The sequence below is a fragment of the Mucilaginibacter sp. genome (assembly GCF_041663085.1).
Lineage (GTDB): Bacteria > Bacteroidota > Bacteroidia > Sphingobacteriales > Sphingobacteriaceae > Mucilaginibacter.
In genome coordinates, this window is the sequence record NZ_JBAZRC010000002.1 from 130,304 (window position 1) to 149,118 (window position 18,815).

Below are 18,815 nucleotides of genomic sequence, written 5' to 3' on the forward strand. Positions count from 1 at the left end.
ATGCTGATACAATTAGTACCCGTGTTGTTTCTGGCAAACATTGACCGCGTAGTAGGTCAATGGCGCGAGTTTCTTATCCGGATATAATGGATGTTTTCCATAGGCTGAATAGACTTCTATAATCCCCCCTACCCGTACGTACCAAAGCTTATCTACAGAATAATAGGTCAGGGTATCAACGTGGTGGAGCCGTCGGAATCCGCGTAATTTGGCAGGGTCCAGGCGGACCAGGGGCGTATCTGTCCTCGGTACGTTGCAGGAGGTCGCGATATAGTGATCGTTGTCCCAGTACATGCAGTTATGACTGGTTGGCAAAAATCGCCATATCAACACTCCCCCTATTAGCATCGCGGCAATTCCGATCAGCCATCGTTTATCTATCGTTTTATCTGACTTTTCGCCCTGACCGCCCGGCTTCTTTTTGCTATCGACCGAAGGCGCTATTAGCACGCCATTCTCCTCATCTTTTATTTCTGTGGATGTATTCATATCATGGCCAGGTAAGGGCGGTATATTATCTACAGAATCGTTTTCTTCATCATTTCCAGTCGGTATAGAAATGATTGGTTCAGGATCCGCTGCACCAGCTGCCGGAATGACAAGCGCGGGATGAAAGGGTCGTGGCTTAAAATCGATCAGCCAGGCCAGTAGCTGAATATTTCTAAAAGTAGTACCCCTTGTACGATCGTTTAAAAAAGTACTTAATGGTCTAAATAATTGGTAATCGCAATTTTGGATCGCACGAAGGTAAGATGCTGCCCCCGGTTCCGATTTAATAAAAGAGCCGAGGACTGTCTCATCATTTGGATCAAACCTTTTGCTGCAAACTTTGATGGCTTCGGCCTTTAAAGTTCCGGCTGTCGGTAGTACCAGTTCCTGCGATAAACGATTGGCTTTAAACGCGCGGTCGAACGCCGCCAGTACCAATTCCCGGTATTCATTTTCAGACATTTTAAAAAGATCAAGGCCTAAAGCTAATGGATTTTTTGTAAACCAAACAGGCATTTCAGGAATCAGGCAGGAATTGCGTAGGATTTATAGGAAATGCAGGAATCGACTGCAAATAAGTCTTTTAAGCGACTATACATTTGCTTCATAATCAAAACAAACCCCGGTCGGCCGGTCGGGGCAGTGCACGAAAAATGATTAAACAGCGCGACGAAAGCGGGGGCCGGTATCCGGCTTGGGAAGCAGATCAAAGCTCCCGTTTTCAAACGCTACTTCCCAAAAATTAATCTGCAGGATCCCCGGGATAGTCCCGGGGACAGGCAGCATCATTAACCATTAATTTTTAGTAAGATGTTCAACTTATTTTTCGCCATTTTCATGGCACTGTCATGCCCTGCGCATAACCATAACCACCATAATGACAACAGTGGACAGGTAACCACACTTGATACGGATGCCGGCGGCGACAAAGGTCAGTCTCCCCCGCCGCCTCCGCCGCCGCCTCATTGATCGGTCCTTCAGATAGCAGTAAGGCAAGCTCCGGCTTGCCTTACTTTTTTTCCGGCGTTTTTTCTTAACTTTAGTAAAAAGTTTTCTTGAAAAAGTTCCTGCTCTATTTAACCTTAGCCTTTCTGCTGGCGGGCTGCCAACAGTCGCCGCCTCAAAGATCCGGTCCCGACTGGTCTTTATACCGTAAAGCGTACAGCCTGCTACAGGTGAAACCGGATTCCGCCTTCTTTTATTTTAACCAGGTCGCCGTGCAGTCCCGTGACAGTTTACAGATCGCGATGGCTTACAGTGCCATGGGGCAGATCCAGTACCGGGCCGGGGATTATTACGGCTCTCAGGAAAGCCTTTTGAACTCGTTGAAATATCTTCGGGAAAGTAATCAAACACATCATGTTTATATAGCAGGCGACTACAATGACCTGGGCCTGGCGCGGTCGGAACTGAAAGACCGGGACGGCGCCCTGTCTTTTTATGGTCAGGCGCTGCGTTTTGACCCGGATTCCAATCTTTTGAACCAGGTATGGAACAACATGGCTTACGAATGGCAGCAAAAAGGGAAATACAAGGAGGCTGCCGCGCTGTACCGCCGGCTGCTTGAAAAGATCAAAACGAGGAACCCGGATTATGCGCGGGCACTGACGAACCTGGCCATCACGCGATGGCTGGCCGATCCGGGCTTCCATGCGGCTGCTCCTTTACGGGAAGCGCTTGCTATCCGGAAGCGCTCCGGGGACCTTTGGGGGCAGAATTCGAGTTACTCCCACCTGACGGATTATTATCGTCGCCCGAGGCCGGATTCCGCCTTGCTCTTCGCAAAGGCGATGTACACCGTCTCCCGGCAGATCCAAAGCCCGGATGAGCAGATCGAAGCTTTAAGCAGGCTGATCTATCTTAGCCCGGCAGTTGATGCCAAATCATATTTCAGTCGTTTCAGGCGTTTGAATGACAGCGTGCAAACAGCCAGGAATGCCGCTAAAAATCAATTTGCGTTGATCCGTTACAATGTTGATAAGGCAAAGGCGGAAAACCTCACCCTGCAAAAAGACAACGCCGACAAAAAATTGCAGCTGATCAAACAAAGTATTCGTTTTTACGGCGCCCTGGTGGTCTTTCTTCTGGCAGCTGGTTTTTCTGTTTTATGGTACAGGAAAAGAAAACGGCAGCAGGAGCTTGATAAACAAAATGCAGTCATCGAAACCAGGCAAAAGGACGCTAAAAAAGTCCATGATACCCTGGCGAACGACATTTACCGGATCATGAAAAGAGTTCAGCACGATCCGGCAGTGGATAAAGTCTGGCTGGAGGACAATATAGATGAGGTCTACCAGCTTGCCCGTGATCTTTCCTATGAGATCAACACGGATGCCGATGAGTATTTTACGGAGAAGATAGACGAACTTTTGACCGGGTTTGCCACGGACGCGACCGCGGTGGTTCTGGTGGGGAACGAAAAAGAATTCTGGCAGCAGCTGCCTGCTGCGTTCAAGCCGGAACTCAAATACGTTTTACAGGAGTTGATGGTAAATATGCAGAAACATAGTCTCGCGACTAACGTCCTGGTCAAATTCAGTCAACAGGAAGGTTGTTACATGATCACCTATTTTGATGACGGCGTTGGCTTTAAAGAGGGTCATGCACCGAATAACGGTTTGAAAAATACGGGAAACCGTATAAATGCTATTGGCGGTGAAATTAAATTTGTCAGCAGCGCTGGCAAGGGTTTGGAAATACAGATCACTTTCCGGCTGCTTAAATCCTAAATTATGTTCAATCAAGTACTGATAGCCGAAGACCAGCAAAGCACAAATTTCTGGGTGCAACAGACCTTAAAAGACATGGAGATCACGAATGTTAAATATGCTTATTACTGTGATGATGCCCTTTTAAGGTTGAAAAACGGCATGCGTGATGGCACGCCCTACGATCTGCTGATCACTGACCTGTCATTCGTTGACGACGGGCGGGAGCAAAAGCTCAGTGACGGCGCGGAACTGATCAGGGCTGCACGGGACCAGCAACCGGACCTGAAGGTCCTGGTGTTTTCCGCAGAGCCGAGTGCCGCCGTGGTCAACGGGCTTTTTCAGGAACTCGCAATTGATGGTTATGTGCATAAGGGCCGCACGGATACACTGGACCTGAAAACGGCCTTGGAAAGCATTCATAGGGGCAGGAAATATATCCCGGCCGCCTTTCTGCAGACCGTCAGGAATAAGAACGTTTTTAAGTTTAGTAATTACGATATAGCCATTATCGGACAACTGGCCCGGGGAACATTCCAGAAAAAGATCCCGGATTACCTGGAAGAAAAAGGGATGAAACCGACGAGTCTGAGTAGCATTGAAAAGCGGCTCAACCAGATCAAAGAATCACTGGGATTTACCAAGAATGAACAACTCATCGCCTACTGCAAAGACAGAAAGATCATTTAGTATCGAGGATTTTTTTTGAAGAACCCGGTTATTTAAGTTGAAACGCCTGGATGGCCTCCCGGTAAACCGAGGGTGGTTCAGGAACAAGGTCCGGGAGACCTGCCGGTTCCGAGATCATTTGGCCTGATTGCCCCGGGATCCCGGCACTCAAAGCGTTATTATTATTTTTTATTTTCAATTTTCGTTTAAACTTCATCGAGCACTTTTGGGTTTATAGCGAATAAGGTCAAATGCCTCTAAGATCGTGATTAATCAGCGAGATATTTAATTTCAAATATTCACCATTAATTAAGAATAATTTAACCTTGATCCTGAAATTGGAGGCCGGTACGGAAGCGGTGTGACCATTATTGGGCACCCAACTACACCACCTCCACCCTATTTCTTCCCACCATATGGCGGCGGCGGTAACGGATCAGGCAGCGGTGGTGGTACTGGTGGCTCATCATCATCCGGCGCACCAAGCGCCCCAGTCATAACACCACTTCACCCGGAAATGGTTAGCCACTTAATGAGCACATTTAAGTTTGACTCTAAATCAATTACTCCTGAAGAAAAAGCTAACTTTGAAAAAGTACTAAAAGCTTTGGATAGTTCCCAAGCAGGTGATAAAATGCTGATGGCCTTGGATAAATATTACATCGATCACCCGGCAGTGGTGCCACCAAGCATCACGCATAATCCCGCAGCCCAAGATACAGAAGCGACATTTAGCGCTCAAAAAAATGAATATGATTTTGGAACGTTATTGAATGACAATACTACTTTATTGTCATGGGATTTAAAAACCGTGGCACATGAAATGTATCATAATTTTCAATATACTATAGCACCAGACCAATACGCAAATAATGTCAATAGAGAAGCGGATGCTTTTTTATTTGAAGCCTTAGTGGAAAAACAAGCTAATGTTGACTTTAACGCATTAGATATGGCAAAACGCATTGAGGTTCAAAATCCCACTACCCAGGCACAGAAAAATTTTAACGCTGCATGGGAAAATTACGTCAATAATGGTGATACTTCTCAAAGTAATTACGATTTAATCATCAACAACTTTATTCTCGGTTCACAGGTAGGAAGCGGCTATAATTTTACTGCCCCTGCAACTACAACTACAAATGAACCCCAATTTTTAAAAGATTTGGGATTTCCGCCAGAAATGGGAGATGGCAATCCCCCTTCAAACCCAGACCCTTACCAACACTAAATTACCATGAAACAAATTTTATTAATTGCTTTTATATCTATATTGTCCCTACCCGTTTTTGCTCAAAATATTCCAACCATTAAAGCAAAAGATGCGGGTACTTACGTAGGGAAAATGGTTCATTTGAAGGATACCATACGATCAGGCATAATTGTAAGTGACTCTATTGCTGTTATAAAAGTGGGGGGAGTATTGGATAAAGATGCTTGTTCCGTAATTTATTTAAAAAAACGCCATACCGTTGATGGTCTTGATGAGCGATTTATAGGAACTATAAAACGCGCTGAAGCAAGTTTTATAGGGGTGGTAATACCTGCCGCATCTGGCTTTATCATAATAATAGATGGGGAAGATACAAAAGGGCATATTATATATACTAATAAGTACAGAAACTAAACATTTAAGATAAAAAAAGCTAGCTAACGTCGGATGAGGTTATACGTCCTTTACAAACGCTCCGAAATCAACGGATGAACCTCAATTTTAAAGGATTTGGTACAAGTTAATCACCCACCTAATTTAATAATGCTATGAGATTAATTTTCTTATTTTTCTTTTTGTTCTTATCAATAAAAGGATTCTCTCAAGTAACTATTAAATCAGAAGAGGCTAAAGATCACGTAGGTGAAATGGTATATCTTGATGACCATATTATCGCCGGTAAGGCATTTCAAGACTCTATTGCAGTTTTGGAGATAGGAAGCGATAAGGGGAAATCTATCGTTTCAGTTGTTGTCGCACTAAAGACACGTAATACTCCAACAGACATAAAAGTTATCAATACTTTTAAAGCGAGCAAAGCCTACTTTAGAGGTATTATTCTTCCAACGGCATCGGGATATACAATCATTGTAAATGACATGAAAAATATATTCTTCCGTAGTCCGAAATTATAATAACTATCTTCTGTTAACATCATAGGAAAGAAATAACTTTAAAATGCCCGCAAGAGGTTCGAGCAAAAACTCGAACCTCTTTATATTTCATAGCACTGTCGACTTAAACATATTCGGCTATGCGATCTCTTGGAGCGCCTTTAAAAACTTCACCTCTAATAGAACAGAATATTGTAATAAGCTATATGTTAATCAGCATCTTTAAATTTTCAAGAAATTGGTTAGAATTATGTCCAGTCTGGGGAATTAAAGTCAGATCATTATCTTTTGTTCACCGTTGCTTTTGTCGTACGACAATACCATTGTTGATAATTGCCTGTTGCAATTTGAAAAGCAGATTTGACAACTTTTGAAAGTTGTCAAATCTATTGCTAATTTAGGTTCAAAAAACAATGAACTCCTGAAAGCGATGTAATTTGCATTTATATACTAGTATAGTGGCCATTTTTCAAAATTTCAGGAACCCTGACTATTTAATATCGAATCTTCTGGCGATTTAATTGCTTAATCGCTTTTACAATTGCCGATCCCCAGACTGGGCTCGAACCATTTAGAAAACGCCAGCGATTTGCTTTAGTTCTTCAAGAAAATGGTTCGAAAAAAGTCCAATAGGGTTCACAAGAGAATAGAAAGCCTTCAAAGTCATTGATTTTGAGGGCTTTTTTGGTTCGATATCAATTCTTTATAAGGAGAAAAACCTTAACTTGCTATAATTCAATGATTATCGATTCGAATCCTTTCAAGTCGGCGGCTTAAGATTATATAAAATTAAGCATACGCTATGATGCTCCGATAGGATTCTCTAAAAAATACCGTGTAACCCAATATAAGGGCAATGCCTTGTTACGCGCCAATCAGGATCAGTAAAAGTTTGTAAATACTGATCTTTGCATTTTTAGGGATTTTGTCAGAAAATATTTTTTTTCGTAATACCTTGAGCGCGTTCGCGATGTGGTTTTCTACAGTACGTTCGCTTAAGTCCAGGATCTGCGCGATTTCTTTATACTTTAGCCCGTCAAACCGGCTTAGCTTGAATACTTGTTTACATTTATCGGGCAGCAGGTCTATTTCTTTATAGATAGCTACTTTGAGTTCCTGTTCGTAAAACTGCTGGTATACGTCCTGCTCTGTTAGTTCACTTAGGATCGTGTTGTGGTGCCGTTCCAGGTTTTTATTTCTTTTCAAATGATTGATAGCGCTGTTAATAACCATACGGCCCAGATAGGCCTTTAATGCTGATGCGTTTTCCAATATATCGGGGGTTTCCCAAAATTTTATGAATACGTTCTGTACGATGTCTTCGGCCACAAATATATCGTCGACATACTGCATCGCCAGCAGTGCGTACGTTTGAAAGTGGGTGCCTCATCACCATTTCACCATTGATATCCATACCTGGGCATTACAAAGATAAGGGACAACCGTAAGCATAATGGTGACACGATATTGTCAGTTTGCAGTGGGTTAGAATGACCGGAGAGCGCTTGAGGGCAAACTTGTAATTCACTGAGGTCTCTTCAGGAACAAATCCGGCATAGGTTTTTTGTGCTCTGTTTAATGCTTTATAATTTCGTTTAAAATTCAAATATCAGGCCGAGGGTGGGCTGTATATTCCCTCCTTTTTTTGCCAGAAATTTTGTTTGGATCCTGCTCGCATCGCCGGGCACATCCAACACATTGCCGGCCCCGTCCCTGACGGGCACAATGACAGGTTGTCTGTTGTAGGTATAACCGGTAACATTTTGCATATCGAAGTAAAAATTGAATGCATAATGCTTGAAATAGTATTTCTTGTCTATCCGTGCATCCAGTTGGTAAAACAAGCCAGGCACCTGCGTATTTAACAGGTTAAAAGCCGGTATGCCTTGCGGGTAAACATCAAAGTTTGCTTTAAGAGAGGATAAGGACTGATCATAAGGGGTGTACGGGCTGCCCCCGGTCAGCCTGAATTTGGCGCCAACTTCCCAATTCCTTTTCAGAAGCTTGCCACCGGTCAGGCTAAGGATGTACCGGTTGTTCCATGACGATTGTGTGTAAACCCCCTTCTTGTTCTGGAACTCACTTTTATAAAGTGTAAGTGCAAATATGCCGTAAAATCCATTGGTAAGTTTTTGCTGCGCGAAAAGCTCTATTCCATAACTGCGCCCATGGCTTTCGCCAACGACAGGATCATTACCCACTACGCCGAAATCGGCCCCGAGATTCGCTAATGGAATAGAATCATTAAGGGTTTTAATGATGGGATAATGCGAGTAATATTTATAAAATCCCTCAACGGTAAAACGTGTGTTCGGCAAATTATATTCGAACCCCAGTACAAGTTGCTTATTTTGGATATAGTTAACATTACGGTTAACCAGCGCATTTAAACTGTCGCGGTAGCCCAGCACGGTGTAGGCCGGTAACTGATAATAGATCCCGGTATTGAAATTGATGCTTAGCCGCTCACTGAGGTTTAGCGATGCCGAAAACCTGGGTGAAATCGTTTTTGACAGGTCGTTCATTCCCGATGAGAAGGTATTTGCATCGGACCTTAAACCAAATGACAAGGATAGCAGGTTGTTAAAAAACGGGCGGCTTACCTGCCCAAATAGGTTATATTTAAAAAAGTTAATGGCCGAATTGTACGCTTGGTTGCCATAGGGTAACACGTTAAATGTGTTTGTACTATAATGGGCTGCCTCCGCTCCTGTCCCGATATTGACCCTATAAAGGCCTTGCTGGCTGTTGCTTTCCAAACGCAACTTATTTTCAGCTTCTGCAGAAGTATAGTCGAGTATCCTGCCAAGGTTTTCCTGGTTGTCTCTATACTTTATCGCATTATTGTTTAAATAGCTCCTGCTGCCCACAACCAAAATATAACCTTTCGGCCTGAAGTGTTTATAAGTGGCGCCCACGGTATAATTATTTTGGGTGTTTACGGGGATAGTAGCCAGGGTATACTCGTTTTCTTCGGTGCTGTCTGCGGATAGATTAAGTTTAAATCTGTCTATCGCCCCCAGGCCAATAAAGGTCAGCTCATCCTTATTGCCGAGTTTAGTTTTTAACTTAACCTGAAAATCCTGGTACGAGGGCAAGAATGGCAGTTTTAGCAGTTTGAACAAGCCTTGCAGGTACGAGTACCTGTACGAAGCCAGGTAGGTAGTACGTTTTCCCAGGGGGCCTTCAATGGTTGCGCTCAGATCGCTTGATCCAACAGAAAGTGTAGCACCCAACCTGTCGGCACGGCCATCTTTTTGGTTGAACTCAAAAACCGAACTCAGGGTATTGCCACGGTTTGCCGGAAAAGCGCCCGAATAAAAATTCACTTCTTTGATAAAGTCGACATTGATAAGACCCACCGGCCCGCCTGAGGAACCCTGGGTGGCAAAATGATTGATATTAGGTATCTCAACCCCATCCAGGTAAAAGCGGTTCTCGTTAGGCGCGCCGCCCCTGATAATAATATCATTACGGAAACTAACCGGCGACGAAACGCCCGGAAGCGATTGTATCACCTTTGATATATCACGGTTGCCGCCGGGGTTTCGTTTGATCTCCGACACGCCAATACTCCTAAGCGATAGCGGGCTTTCCATTGTTTTGTTGAGGCGCCGGTTGCCCACGATCTTAACTTCATTTAAACTCGCTGTAATTTGCTCCATGGCCACATCCAGAATGGTAGGCTTAACCGTGCTTATTTGGATATCGGCAAGCAATATGGTTTTAAATCCCACCTTTGAAAACGTCAGGGTATAATTGCCCGGCCGTAATGTAAGGCTATAATTACCCAGCGAATCAGAAACGGCACCAGCATCCGTGCCCGAAACCCGGATACTGGTGCCGTTAACCGGCTGGTTAGTCAGGCCGTTGGAGACTGTTCCCCGGATAAGTGCTACCTGGCCAAAAGACAGCAAGGGCAAAAGTGTCATTATAAGATAAAAGGAGATTTTTTTCATAAGCATGGCATCGAAAAGCTGTTGCAGTATTCCCTATATGAAATGCTGTTTCCTATGGGGGAATAGCTGACTGCGCCAATTCTTGAAAATACAATTAAAACCCACCCAGTCATAAAAAAATTCAATTAAGCAAAAGTGCGCAAGAAGAATAACGCTGAACTTTACGGTATTTTGACGGGTCGAACTTCAGGGTACAGAGTATCACAAATTTCATCTCAATCCTGTTAGGGCTACCTCCGCCGCTATGTAAAAATTCCGGAACAAGCTTTTGGGCGACAAGGAACTGTCGCTCCCGGTTTCCCTGTTAGTTCCCGATGTCTTTCGACTGTCGTTGTATTTGTACCTCCGGTCTTTGGGGCTATTCTCAATCGACCAGAGTCATATTGACGCCGATTACTTTTGCAATTTTCTATTAACGGGTCAAATCACATCTTTGGGACAATGGCTACTTTATTTCGGTTTCCGCCTGCTAATATCGACCGTACCGATGCCACTTACTTAACTGGTAAGAGCGAAGCGTTTGCTAAACTTAAAATTGAATCTAAAGCTGGTAAACGAACTGTTTTCGGTTTAGACTTTGAAGCGCTTTTACTTTTTCTTCCGGGCAAATTACTACGTTCCCTTGCTGCCGAACAAGTCATGCCCAATACTGCTGACCATAGCCATTACACGGTTTTTAGGAATAACGAGTTAACGGCAGGTCTTAGTCTGGTAGCAACGTCATCGCGCTTGAATTGTTGTTCAAAACTTGGTGTTGATGGATATCGGTCAACGTGCTATTTTTACCGCATGTCAACCCGTTACGCAGCCCAATACCAAAACAGGACCTTATTACTTTTACGTTACCTTAACAGAGCCGCAGGAATTGCGTATCCTGATGTACAATACGCCGTACACGCTGATCCTGAAAAAAGACCAATGGGAGAATTCCCCGGGCAACCAGATGAGCATGACCCAGGGCCTTATCAATGCGGTTGCTGAGGCAGTCTTTTCCACGGAAATAGCAGAATAAATGTCCGGACAAAGCTAACACAACGTGTTAAACTTAATCATTACTGTAATGACCTGGACAAAACTTGACAATTTAAATTGATCAATCTGTCCTGCCCCCACATTTTACGTAATATTTCACAGTTGACGAACAAGATGTTATAGGAAGCTACGGCAAAAAGGTTGATAAGTTGTATATTGAACAATCTGGAACATTTACCGTTAATTTCTTATGGGTTATAAAATTTCCTTTTGTACAGTTTCGATGAACAGGCTTCACCATTTAAAGGAAACCTTTATCCGGAACATTGAAGACAATATGGATTATGACAATGTTGAGCACATTTTGCTGGATTACAATTCGGGTGACGGGATGGAAAAATGGGTCAGGGAGCATTGCACCGGTTATATTGAAGACAAAAAAGTGGTGTACTACAGAACGATCACCCCGCAAAGCTTTCATCGTTCCCATTCAAAAAACATGCTGATAAGGCTTGCCGGGGGGGACATCATCTGTTTTATTGATGCCGATAATTTTACAGGAAAAGGTTACGCGACGTATATGAACACTCTTCTGAGTAACAACCCGGATGCCTTTATAACCACTATCGGTAAGCGGGTTTCAAACAACCCAACAGATGTATTAGGACGAGTTTGCTGTAAAAAGTCAGACCTGTTAAAAGCAGAAGGATACGATGAATCGATGGCTGATTACGGTATGGAGGATGTCGATTTAGCGAATCGATTAGCGCTTTTAGGAAGAAGAAGGATCTTGCTTAAAGATCCGAAATACTTAAAAGCCATTAGTCATCCGAATGAGGAAAGAACTGTAAATCATATTAATAATGTACCGTTCAGCTTATATGTACACTATATTACCCCATCGGAAAGCGAATTGCTTTATCTGTTTGATAACCATACTTTTTCTATAGGGACAGTGACGGACAAGGCCACCCTTCATGCCGGCAAAAAGTTGAATATGTTAAAAAAACGCTCCTGTGAACTGAAAGATCGTACCTGGGTGAACGGGGATTGGCAATTATCCGGCAATATGATTGATTTTACCGATGAAGTATCTAAAAAATTTACGGGTAATGTAACTTATGAAAACTCAGATTTGAAAACTATCCGTGTTCATGATCAATGCTTTTACCTGGTCACGAATCCTCAAATCATCAGCTCAGTTCAACATTCCTACTCTATTTTAAGGAACCGGTACAAGGCCGGTCAAAACCAGTTGCAAAAAACAATTGCGGTCAATGAGGGGAACTTTGGTCAGGGAGAAGTTTTTAAAAATTTTGACTACACACATCCGGTGTTATTATAATGGCAGCTATCAATTACGTTAAACGGAACGATTTCCTCTATGTATCGCTATTTTATCCCAGGGATGGATGGCAAAAGCTGATAAAACGTGCGGTCATTCCTTTCCTGGATCTGTCTTCCGCACGATATGACATGTCTTATATCTGCCACTTCAGTACTTTCAGGGGTGATGCTATTCACTTCACCATCCTGGTTAAGGAGGATAAAAATGATTTTGTATTGTTTTTACACAACTACTTCCAAAAATACTTTAATGAACATCCGTCATCTTTTATCCGTGATCAGGAGGAATTTGATTCTGTTTTTATGGATTTCCCCCCCAATAGCTTACAATACGGTTTACATGATTTCCCTTTTAACGGTAGCAGCAGGTTTGACCTGAACATGCTGTTCGTTTTACAGGAAACATCAGCGATCTTTCTTGCCGCCTTAAGTAAAGCCGGCCCTGCTTCAGACATCATAACACTGGCACTTCATATATACAGCAGCATCAGTATATACCATCAAAAGTTCAGCGAAGAACATGTTCCGGAACCCAATGGACAGACGATAGATCCTCAATTACAACAATTGCTGGATATTCAATATGATGAAAATATAGAATTGATTAAGCAGGTGATGATGAACAACTACAATATTATTTATAAGAAAAAATTGCCGGGAAACCAGAGCTGGTTAAACCGGTGGTTGGCTTTAAATAAAAGGGTTGCAGAGAACAAACCGTCTTCATCATCGGATATTCTAAAGCCCTCCTATCCGGATTTTATAGCTTATTCCAAAAAACAATTGGGGCTAAATCAAGACGAGGAGGTATTGATCCGGTATTTTGTTAACAAAGCATTTAACCAATTCATATGAGTGAGCCGACGATCCCCCAAATAATTCATCAAACCTGGAAAAGCACCGATGTTCCGAAACATTTTGCCATGCTTGCGGAAACATGGCAGGAGCACCACCCGGAGTGGACGTATAAACTGTGGACGGATAAGGCAAACAGAGATTTCATAGGCGACTACTGGCCGGATTTTGTTACCCAATATGACAGTTACAGCACTGCTATTCAGCGCGTGGATGCAGTCCGGTATCTTACGCTGCTAAAATTTGGAGGGCTTTATGTGGATATAGATTTTGAATGTTTAAGGAGTGTTGAACCATTATTGCAGGGAAAGGAATGCGTGTTTGGCATTGAACCCAAAGAACACGCTCAACGCTTTTCTAAAGACCGGATCATATGCAACGCTTTTATGGCCGGCATTCCTGAACATGATTTCTTTACCAAAATCTACGAAAATTTAATAGATGTGAAGCTAAAAGATCACAACACAGTATTAGATGTTTTAGAATCAACAGGGCCTTTTTTACTGTCAAAAGCTTATGACGAATATCAGCAAAAGCAACGGATCACACTTCTTCCGGCTGAACTGATCTATCCGCTGACGCTCGAGGATGCCAGGATGGTAATGGCGGGTGACGTAAGTACAGCCATCGAAGAAAAAATAAGTGACAGTTATGCTGTGCATTATTTTTGGGGTAACTGGTGGGAATCTGTAGGTATAAAACAATGACCAAACTACTTATCACAGTTGGCGCCGGTCAGCCTATATCAAATATTTTAGATCCTCAACCTGATAACCGTACGGTAGCCTTCTCCCGTTTATAAATATGGTGGGCGTAGCGATAATATTCGTTCTGTCACACCAATTGCTTTGGTTGTCGAGCATTTCTTGTACTGAACTTAAATCTGCATCAGGAAAGGAACTTGTTAACGAGTTATACTTATCACCTTTCGTCTGGTACCAGTGATTGATAGGCAGCGCCATATTTTCTACAATATTTGATAACCCCAAAAAATACTTAACTGCTTTACGCTCCGGATCTGTTGTGATGTCCCCATCGCTAAATACCACTTGCAGCGTAACGTCATCTTTTACACGAATAAGTTCATTCAATGTTACATGGGCTTTTTTACAAGCTACACAATAAGGATTTGAAACCATTGTAATCACGGTCTCTAAACCGCTGTTACCAACAATTATCGAATTTTCACGGTCCAGGAGTTTATACTGAGCTTGATTACTAAGTTGATATTCAAAAAGATCTCTTTTGTATTTAAAATTAACCAACTCACCCTTGACCGACTCCAGCGCTTTCACCTTTAAGGCAAATGGTTTAATAAAAGCCCACAACAAAGAAGGTAAAAGAAAACAGATCATCAGCGTACTCACATCTGCTAAGGTTATCAGTTGCAGATGCGACAGCGATTTTGAAACCGGTAGCAGTGCAAAAAACTCGAGCCAAAATATGGCCTGAATACTCACGCAAAACGGGCACCAGGCTTTTGCAATTCGCCATTGATAAAAAATCGAAAAGAAAGTATAAGGGAGGCACAAAAGGTTAAAGAGGGCCAATATGCACATTATTGCAGGCGAAGTTGAGTTAAATATTAACAACAGAAAAGTGCCGGTAAAATAACAAAAGCCAACTTCAGACCAACTGATCCCTTTAATTAGATTGGAGGCAGGGGATGACAGAATGGAATTGCAATTAGATTTTTTGCCAATTCTACATAGCCGGGAAATAAGCGGGTCGTTCGAGTCGACGCTTTGGATGAGCAGCAGTATGGAAACCACGATCCCGGCAAATTTAAGTAGCGTAAGTATAGCGACCGAAACTGTAATATTTTTTAAATAGGATGGCTGTAAGTTGAGGGATAATAATAAAAGCAGTATAGACGCTACTATTAGGAAAGGAAATTTGTAATTATTGATCAATTCTTCCTTCCTTTTTTGCTTGTAATCCGGTAATCCGGCCCCTTCCGTGTTTTCGGCAATCAAAACAGTTGCGTTAAACAGAGACTCAAATACACCTCTCGGCATTTTGTGATTGTTCCACTTGTCATTACTTAACGAAACAAAATCCTTATCAACTTTATTTACTAATGCAAATTCCCCGTCATTTTGATCAAGAAAAACAATAAAAGGAACAGGGATATCATCTAACCCATCTTCATGAATTTTAAATGCTTCGTTTGCTACATCCCAATATTCTAAAACCTCACTTATGGCAAGTAAACTGTTACGATCCGGGTGCTTTTCGAGTTCGTCAGAGATTGAACTTTTGGTTATCGGAATTTTTAGGTGCTGTAAATATTTAAAAAGGGTAATCGTAATATTATCATTGATCATATCATTCACTAAAAATTCAATAATTACTTTGCGGAGCAACAACCATAAGTATGTTAGGTACCCGGGCGGCACCTAACATACTTTTACTAATGCTAAATGCAAACCCTGTAGGGATCGCCGCCTCCATACCGATGGCATGAACTCGGGGCACAAGTACCGCCACCCGAGCATGCCGTTCCATACGAGCTACATTGATCATAACAATCTGTCCCTGATCCACCCCTGATCTGCTTCATTTCGTTCTTTCCCAACGCTTCTTTAATTCCGGTTAATTTTAAACTCAGCTTTTTCATAAAATAGGTTAATATTGGGCCTCATTTATTCGGGTTAAGCTTTCCCTACCCTGTTTATCAAAGCCAGGGCACTTTATTGTTCGCGAAACAATGCTATATGCTCCAATACCTGTGAAATCGAACTTTTGGTTATCGGAATTTTAGGTACAATTACCTTGCAAAATAAACAACCATAAGGATGTTAGGTATCTGACCGATACCTAACATCCTTATTATTAAAGGCAAACCAAATAGGCGGGGCCTCCACTATGATAGCATGAGGAAGCGGGAACACAACTACCATGACCACAGCCTGTCGAAGCATTGCATTCATCATAACAATTTACCAATGAACCCCCGCCTCTGATCTGCTTCATTTCATCCTTTTTTAACACCTCTTTAATTCCGGTTAATTTTAAACTCAGTTTTTTCATAATTGGTTAATATTGGGCCTCATTTATTAGGGTTAAGCTTTCCCTACCCTGTTTATCAAAGTCAGGGCACTTTATTGTTTACGAAACAATGCTATATCTCCAATACATCAAACCCTTTTTAAGCAGTTACATATTGGCAGTAAATTTCTTTACAGGAAAGTCATAAGTATCCATTACGCCTACCTGTTAAACAAATAGGCAGTAAAGAATTTATTAACTATTAATGGCGTTTAGATTAATTATTGGTTTATTGAAGGTATGCAAAAAAAACTTAAAAGCAAAAATCAGAAATTTAATTTTAACGGTATTTCCAATAGCTTTTGCAATTTCAAGTCGTAGCGGGCTTAAATTGAATAAACCTTTCTTTTAACAGCGATCTTTACCAATCTTCGGTTGATGAAGGATCAAGCCTTGCGGTTTAACCACGTCTTGATATCATCGCGTTCCAATATAGCGGGCATACGGTCCTGCTTGGCCGCCAAAATAGTTGATGTAGCCGGAGCCATTTTGATATAATCCATAACCCATCATAATATCGCGTAACCCAATATAAGGGCAATGCCTGGTTACGCGCCCATCAGGATCAGTAAAAGTTTGTAATTACTGATATTTGAATTTTTAGGGATTTTGTCAGAAAATATTTTTTTTCGCAATACCTTGAGCGCGTTCGCGATATGGTTTTCTACGGTACGTTCGCTTAAGTCCAGGATCTGCGCGATTTCTTTATACTTTAGCCCGTCAAACCGGCTTAGCTTAAATACTTGTTTACATTTTTCGGGCAGCAGGTCTATTTCTTTATAGATGGCTACCTTAAGTTCCTGCTCATAAAACTGCTGGTATACGTCCTGCTCTTTTAGTTCACTTATGATCGTGTTGTGGTGCCGTTCCAGGTCTTTATTTCTTTTCAAATGATTGATAGCGCTGTTAATAACCATACGGCCCAGATAGGCCTTTAATGCTGATGCGTTTTCCAATACACCGGGGGTTTCCCAAAATTTGATGAATACGTTCTGTACGATGTCTTCGGCCACAAATATGTCGTCGACGTACTGCATCGCCAGCAGTGCGTACGTTTGAAAGTGGGTGCCGTAAAATTTTGTAAAAGTGTTTTGATCAGTTACAATATTCAAATCAGTACATTGTTAAAACATGAAACATCAGGAAAATATAAATTATTCAACTACAGATTATTGATAAACAACCTGTTAACTGTAACTGCCGGATACCATTTTCAGGACAGATGATATTTCAAGATACGAAACTATTCTGGAAAAACTTACCCTAAACAACATTTATACATGATTTGATTAAATCAGGGCCGGTTTTGGCCGGCCCTGATTACCTGTTGAGTTGCGTTTAATTTAGTGTGCCTGTGAAAGCGAAGTCGGGGTGTTCTACACTTTTGAACTGCCCCAGCGTTTGCCCGGTGCCTGCATCAAAAAAATAGTCTAAGGTAAAGTGGTCTGCCCCGATGCGCTGGGATGTTAGCGGCGCCATCTCGTTGACAATGAGCCCCGCATTACCTGTAGGCTGGTGCGCATTAAATTTATAAACACCATCGCCCGTTTTTGTGTAAGTGTAAGGAAAATCGGCCAGGAACTTATTGTTACCCTGGTAAATATCCACCGTGATGGTCAGGCTGTTCTCTAACACGTTGAATAAAAACTGCATCCTGTCCAATCTTAACCCGTATGGGCTGTTTTGTGTAGCCTGTGCTGCCGCGGCACGCCTGGCCACGAAATCCGGTGCCCAACCGGCAAAATTGGCAGCATTTGGTACAATGATGTTGTTATAGCTGACGCCGATCAGCAAATGCAGGGGCAGGATAGGCGTTGGTGAGGCTTGTACGACGACCTTCTCCCCGCCTACCGTGGCATACAGGTTTTTGGCGGCGGCATCCCAGGTCAGTTCGCTAAACTTCTTCCCCCCGTATACTACGGGCTGCTTTAACACGACCCCCGTAAGCGTAAATGCAAATGCCGATGTACTTTGCGATACCATATTATCCTTAACCCAGTTTAAGCTAAAAACCTTTGAGGTGATGTTAAGCGTGGTTTGGATCTTGGTATCATCGCCGAGTTGCAGGTAAAGGTTTTTGTTGGCAGCCGTGTAATCTACAATACTGTTCACCAAGGTATTTAACTGCTTGGCTTTGTAAGCAGCTGCTTCATCCGCTGTGGCTTTTATCAAGATTAACTGGCTTTTCAGCATGTTGCCGTGCAGTATGATGCTATCACCGGCGATCCTGTCGAAGGTAAACTCAAAATCTGAATACAGGCCCCAGCCTGCTGTACCGCCATTAACTTCGGGCGCGGGATCTGCCAGGATGTGCAGATAGTTATACGTATCAAACAACAGCGAGGGCGCAAGCACCGCCTTTAAACGATAGCTGCTCTCCGAACTGGTCTGCGTTGATGTGCTGTTGATATCGGCATACATGCTTACCCTGTTACTGGTATTAAAGGTCATGTAAAACGAAAACCCGCTCCCACCTGACGGGTATAAAAAAGCCTTCCAGCCATTTGGCGCGCCTGTTAAGGCATCGTCGTAGGTTTTCAGTGCCGTAGCGGTGCGCTCTTCGGGGCGCTCGCCTGCGGCAGGGTCAACGCCCTTTTTGCAGCTTGCAAATAGCGCTATGGTAATAAAACTATATATTAAATATTTTTTCATCTGTAAG

At 42.6% G+C, this 18,815-nt stretch carries 16 protein-coding genes; 9 read left to right on the plus strand and 7 right to left on the minus strand.

Features of this window, described 5'->3' with window-relative positions:
* Positions 1–12: 12 nt before the first annotated feature.
* Entirely contained in the window at positions 13–1,005 is a 993-nt protein-coding gene (locus WC615_RS01675) for a hypothetical protein (protein WP_372976413.1), read from the minus strand.
* Between the two features lie 539 nt (positions 1,006–1,544).
* On the opposite strand from WC615_RS01675, the gene WC615_RS01680 reads away from it, so the two are divergent.
* The 5 genes from WC615_RS01680 (at position 1,545) to WC615_RS01700 (ending at position 5,993) form a co-directional block, all read left to right on the plus strand.
* Positions 1,545–3,218, plus strand: a complete 1,674-nt coding sequence (locus WC615_RS01680) for a lipoprotein (protein WP_372976414.1) — start codon at positions 1,545–1,547, stop codon at positions 3,216–3,218.
* A 3-nt stretch (positions 3,219–3,221) separates the two neighbouring features.
* A complete protein-coding gene (locus WC615_RS01685) occupies positions 3,222–3,887 on the plus strand; it encodes a response regulator (RefSeq protein ID WP_372976415.1) in 666 nt (221 codons plus the stop codon).
* Between the two features lie 340 nt (positions 3,888–4,227).
* Positions 4,228–5,097, plus strand: a complete 870-nt coding sequence (locus WC615_RS01690; RefSeq protein ID WP_372976416.1) for a hypothetical protein — start codon at positions 4,228–4,230, stop codon at positions 5,095–5,097.
* 6 nt (positions 5,098–5,103) lie between these two features.
* A complete protein-coding gene (locus WC615_RS01695) occupies positions 5,104–5,493 on the plus strand; it encodes a hypothetical protein (RefSeq protein WP_372976417.1) in 390 nt (129 codons plus the stop codon).
* A gap of 134 nt (positions 5,494–5,627) precedes the next feature.
* Entirely contained in the window at positions 5,628–5,993 is a 366-nt protein-coding gene (locus tag WC615_RS01700; protein WP_372976418.1) for a hypothetical protein, read from the plus strand.
* Between the two features lie 843 nt (positions 5,994–6,836).
* Here the strand turns inward: WC615_RS01700 and WC615_RS01705 are convergent.
* Both WC615_RS01705 and WC615_RS01710 read right to left on the minus strand, forming a co-directional pair.
* Positions 6,837–7,334: an RNA polymerase sigma-70 factor gene (locus WC615_RS01705; RefSeq protein WP_372976440.1), complete on the minus strand. Its 498-nt coding sequence runs from the start codon at positions 7,332–7,334 to the stop codon at positions 6,837–6,839.
* A gap of 233 nt (positions 7,335–7,567) precedes the next feature.
* Positions 7,568–9,931, minus strand: a complete 2,364-nt coding sequence (locus WC615_RS01710) for a carboxypeptidase regulatory-like domain-containing protein (protein ID WP_372976419.1) — start codon at positions 9,929–9,931, stop codon at positions 7,568–7,570.
* Between the two features lie 441 nt (positions 9,932–10,372).
* Between WC615_RS01710 and WC615_RS01715 the strand changes: the two genes are divergently transcribed.
* From WC615_RS01715 to WC615_RS01730, 4 genes are all read left to right on the plus strand, one after another.
* On the plus strand, positions 10,373–10,912 hold the full coding sequence (locus WC615_RS01715) for a hypothetical protein (protein WP_372976420.1): 540 nt from the start codon (positions 10,373–10,375) through the stop codon (positions 10,910–10,912).
* A 241-nt stretch (positions 10,913–11,153) separates the two neighbouring features.
* A complete protein-coding gene (locus WC615_RS01720) occupies positions 11,154–12,248 on the plus strand; it encodes a glycosyltransferase family 2 protein (protein WP_372976421.1) in 1,095 nt (364 codons plus the stop codon).
* Complete coding sequence (locus tag WC615_RS01725) at positions 12,248–13,105, plus strand: hypothetical protein (RefSeq protein WP_372976422.1); 858 nt, start codon at positions 12,248–12,250, stop codon at positions 13,103–13,105. Before WC615_RS01720 ends, WC615_RS01725 begins: the two co-directional genes overlap by 1 nt.
* Entirely contained in the window at positions 13,102–13,812 is a 711-nt protein-coding gene (locus WC615_RS01730) for a glycosyltransferase family 32 protein (protein WP_372976423.1), read from the plus strand. The genes WC615_RS01725 and WC615_RS01730 overlap by 4 nt, the downstream gene beginning before the upstream one ends.
* 33 nt (positions 13,813–13,845) lie before the next feature.
* On the opposite strand, the gene WC615_RS01735 is transcribed toward WC615_RS01730, so the two are convergent.
* The 4 genes from WC615_RS01735 to WC615_RS01750 form a co-directional block, all read right to left on the minus strand.
* Positions 13,846–15,432 (minus strand): vitamin K epoxide reductase family protein, encoded by a 1,587-nt coding sequence (locus tag WC615_RS01735; RefSeq protein ID WP_372976424.1) that lies wholly within the window; start codon positions 15,430–15,432, stop codon positions 13,846–13,848.
* A 92-nt stretch (positions 15,433–15,524) separates the two neighbouring features.
* Positions 15,525–15,725, minus strand: coding sequence for a TIGR04149 family rSAM-modified RiPP (locus WC615_RS01740; protein WP_372976425.1), 201 nt, complete (start codon positions 15,723–15,725; stop codon positions 15,525–15,527).
* Positions 15,726–16,704: 979 nt separating this feature from the next.
* Entirely contained in the window at positions 16,705–17,268 is a 564-nt protein-coding gene (locus WC615_RS01745) for an RNA polymerase sigma-70 factor (protein WP_372976426.1), read from the minus strand.
* A gap of 226 nt (positions 17,269–17,494) precedes the next feature.
* Complete coding sequence (locus WC615_RS01750) at positions 17,495–18,808, minus strand: DUF4302 domain-containing protein (protein ID WP_372976427.1); 1,314 nt, start codon at positions 18,806–18,808, stop codon at positions 17,495–17,497.
* Positions 18,809–18,815 lie beyond the last annotated feature (7 nt).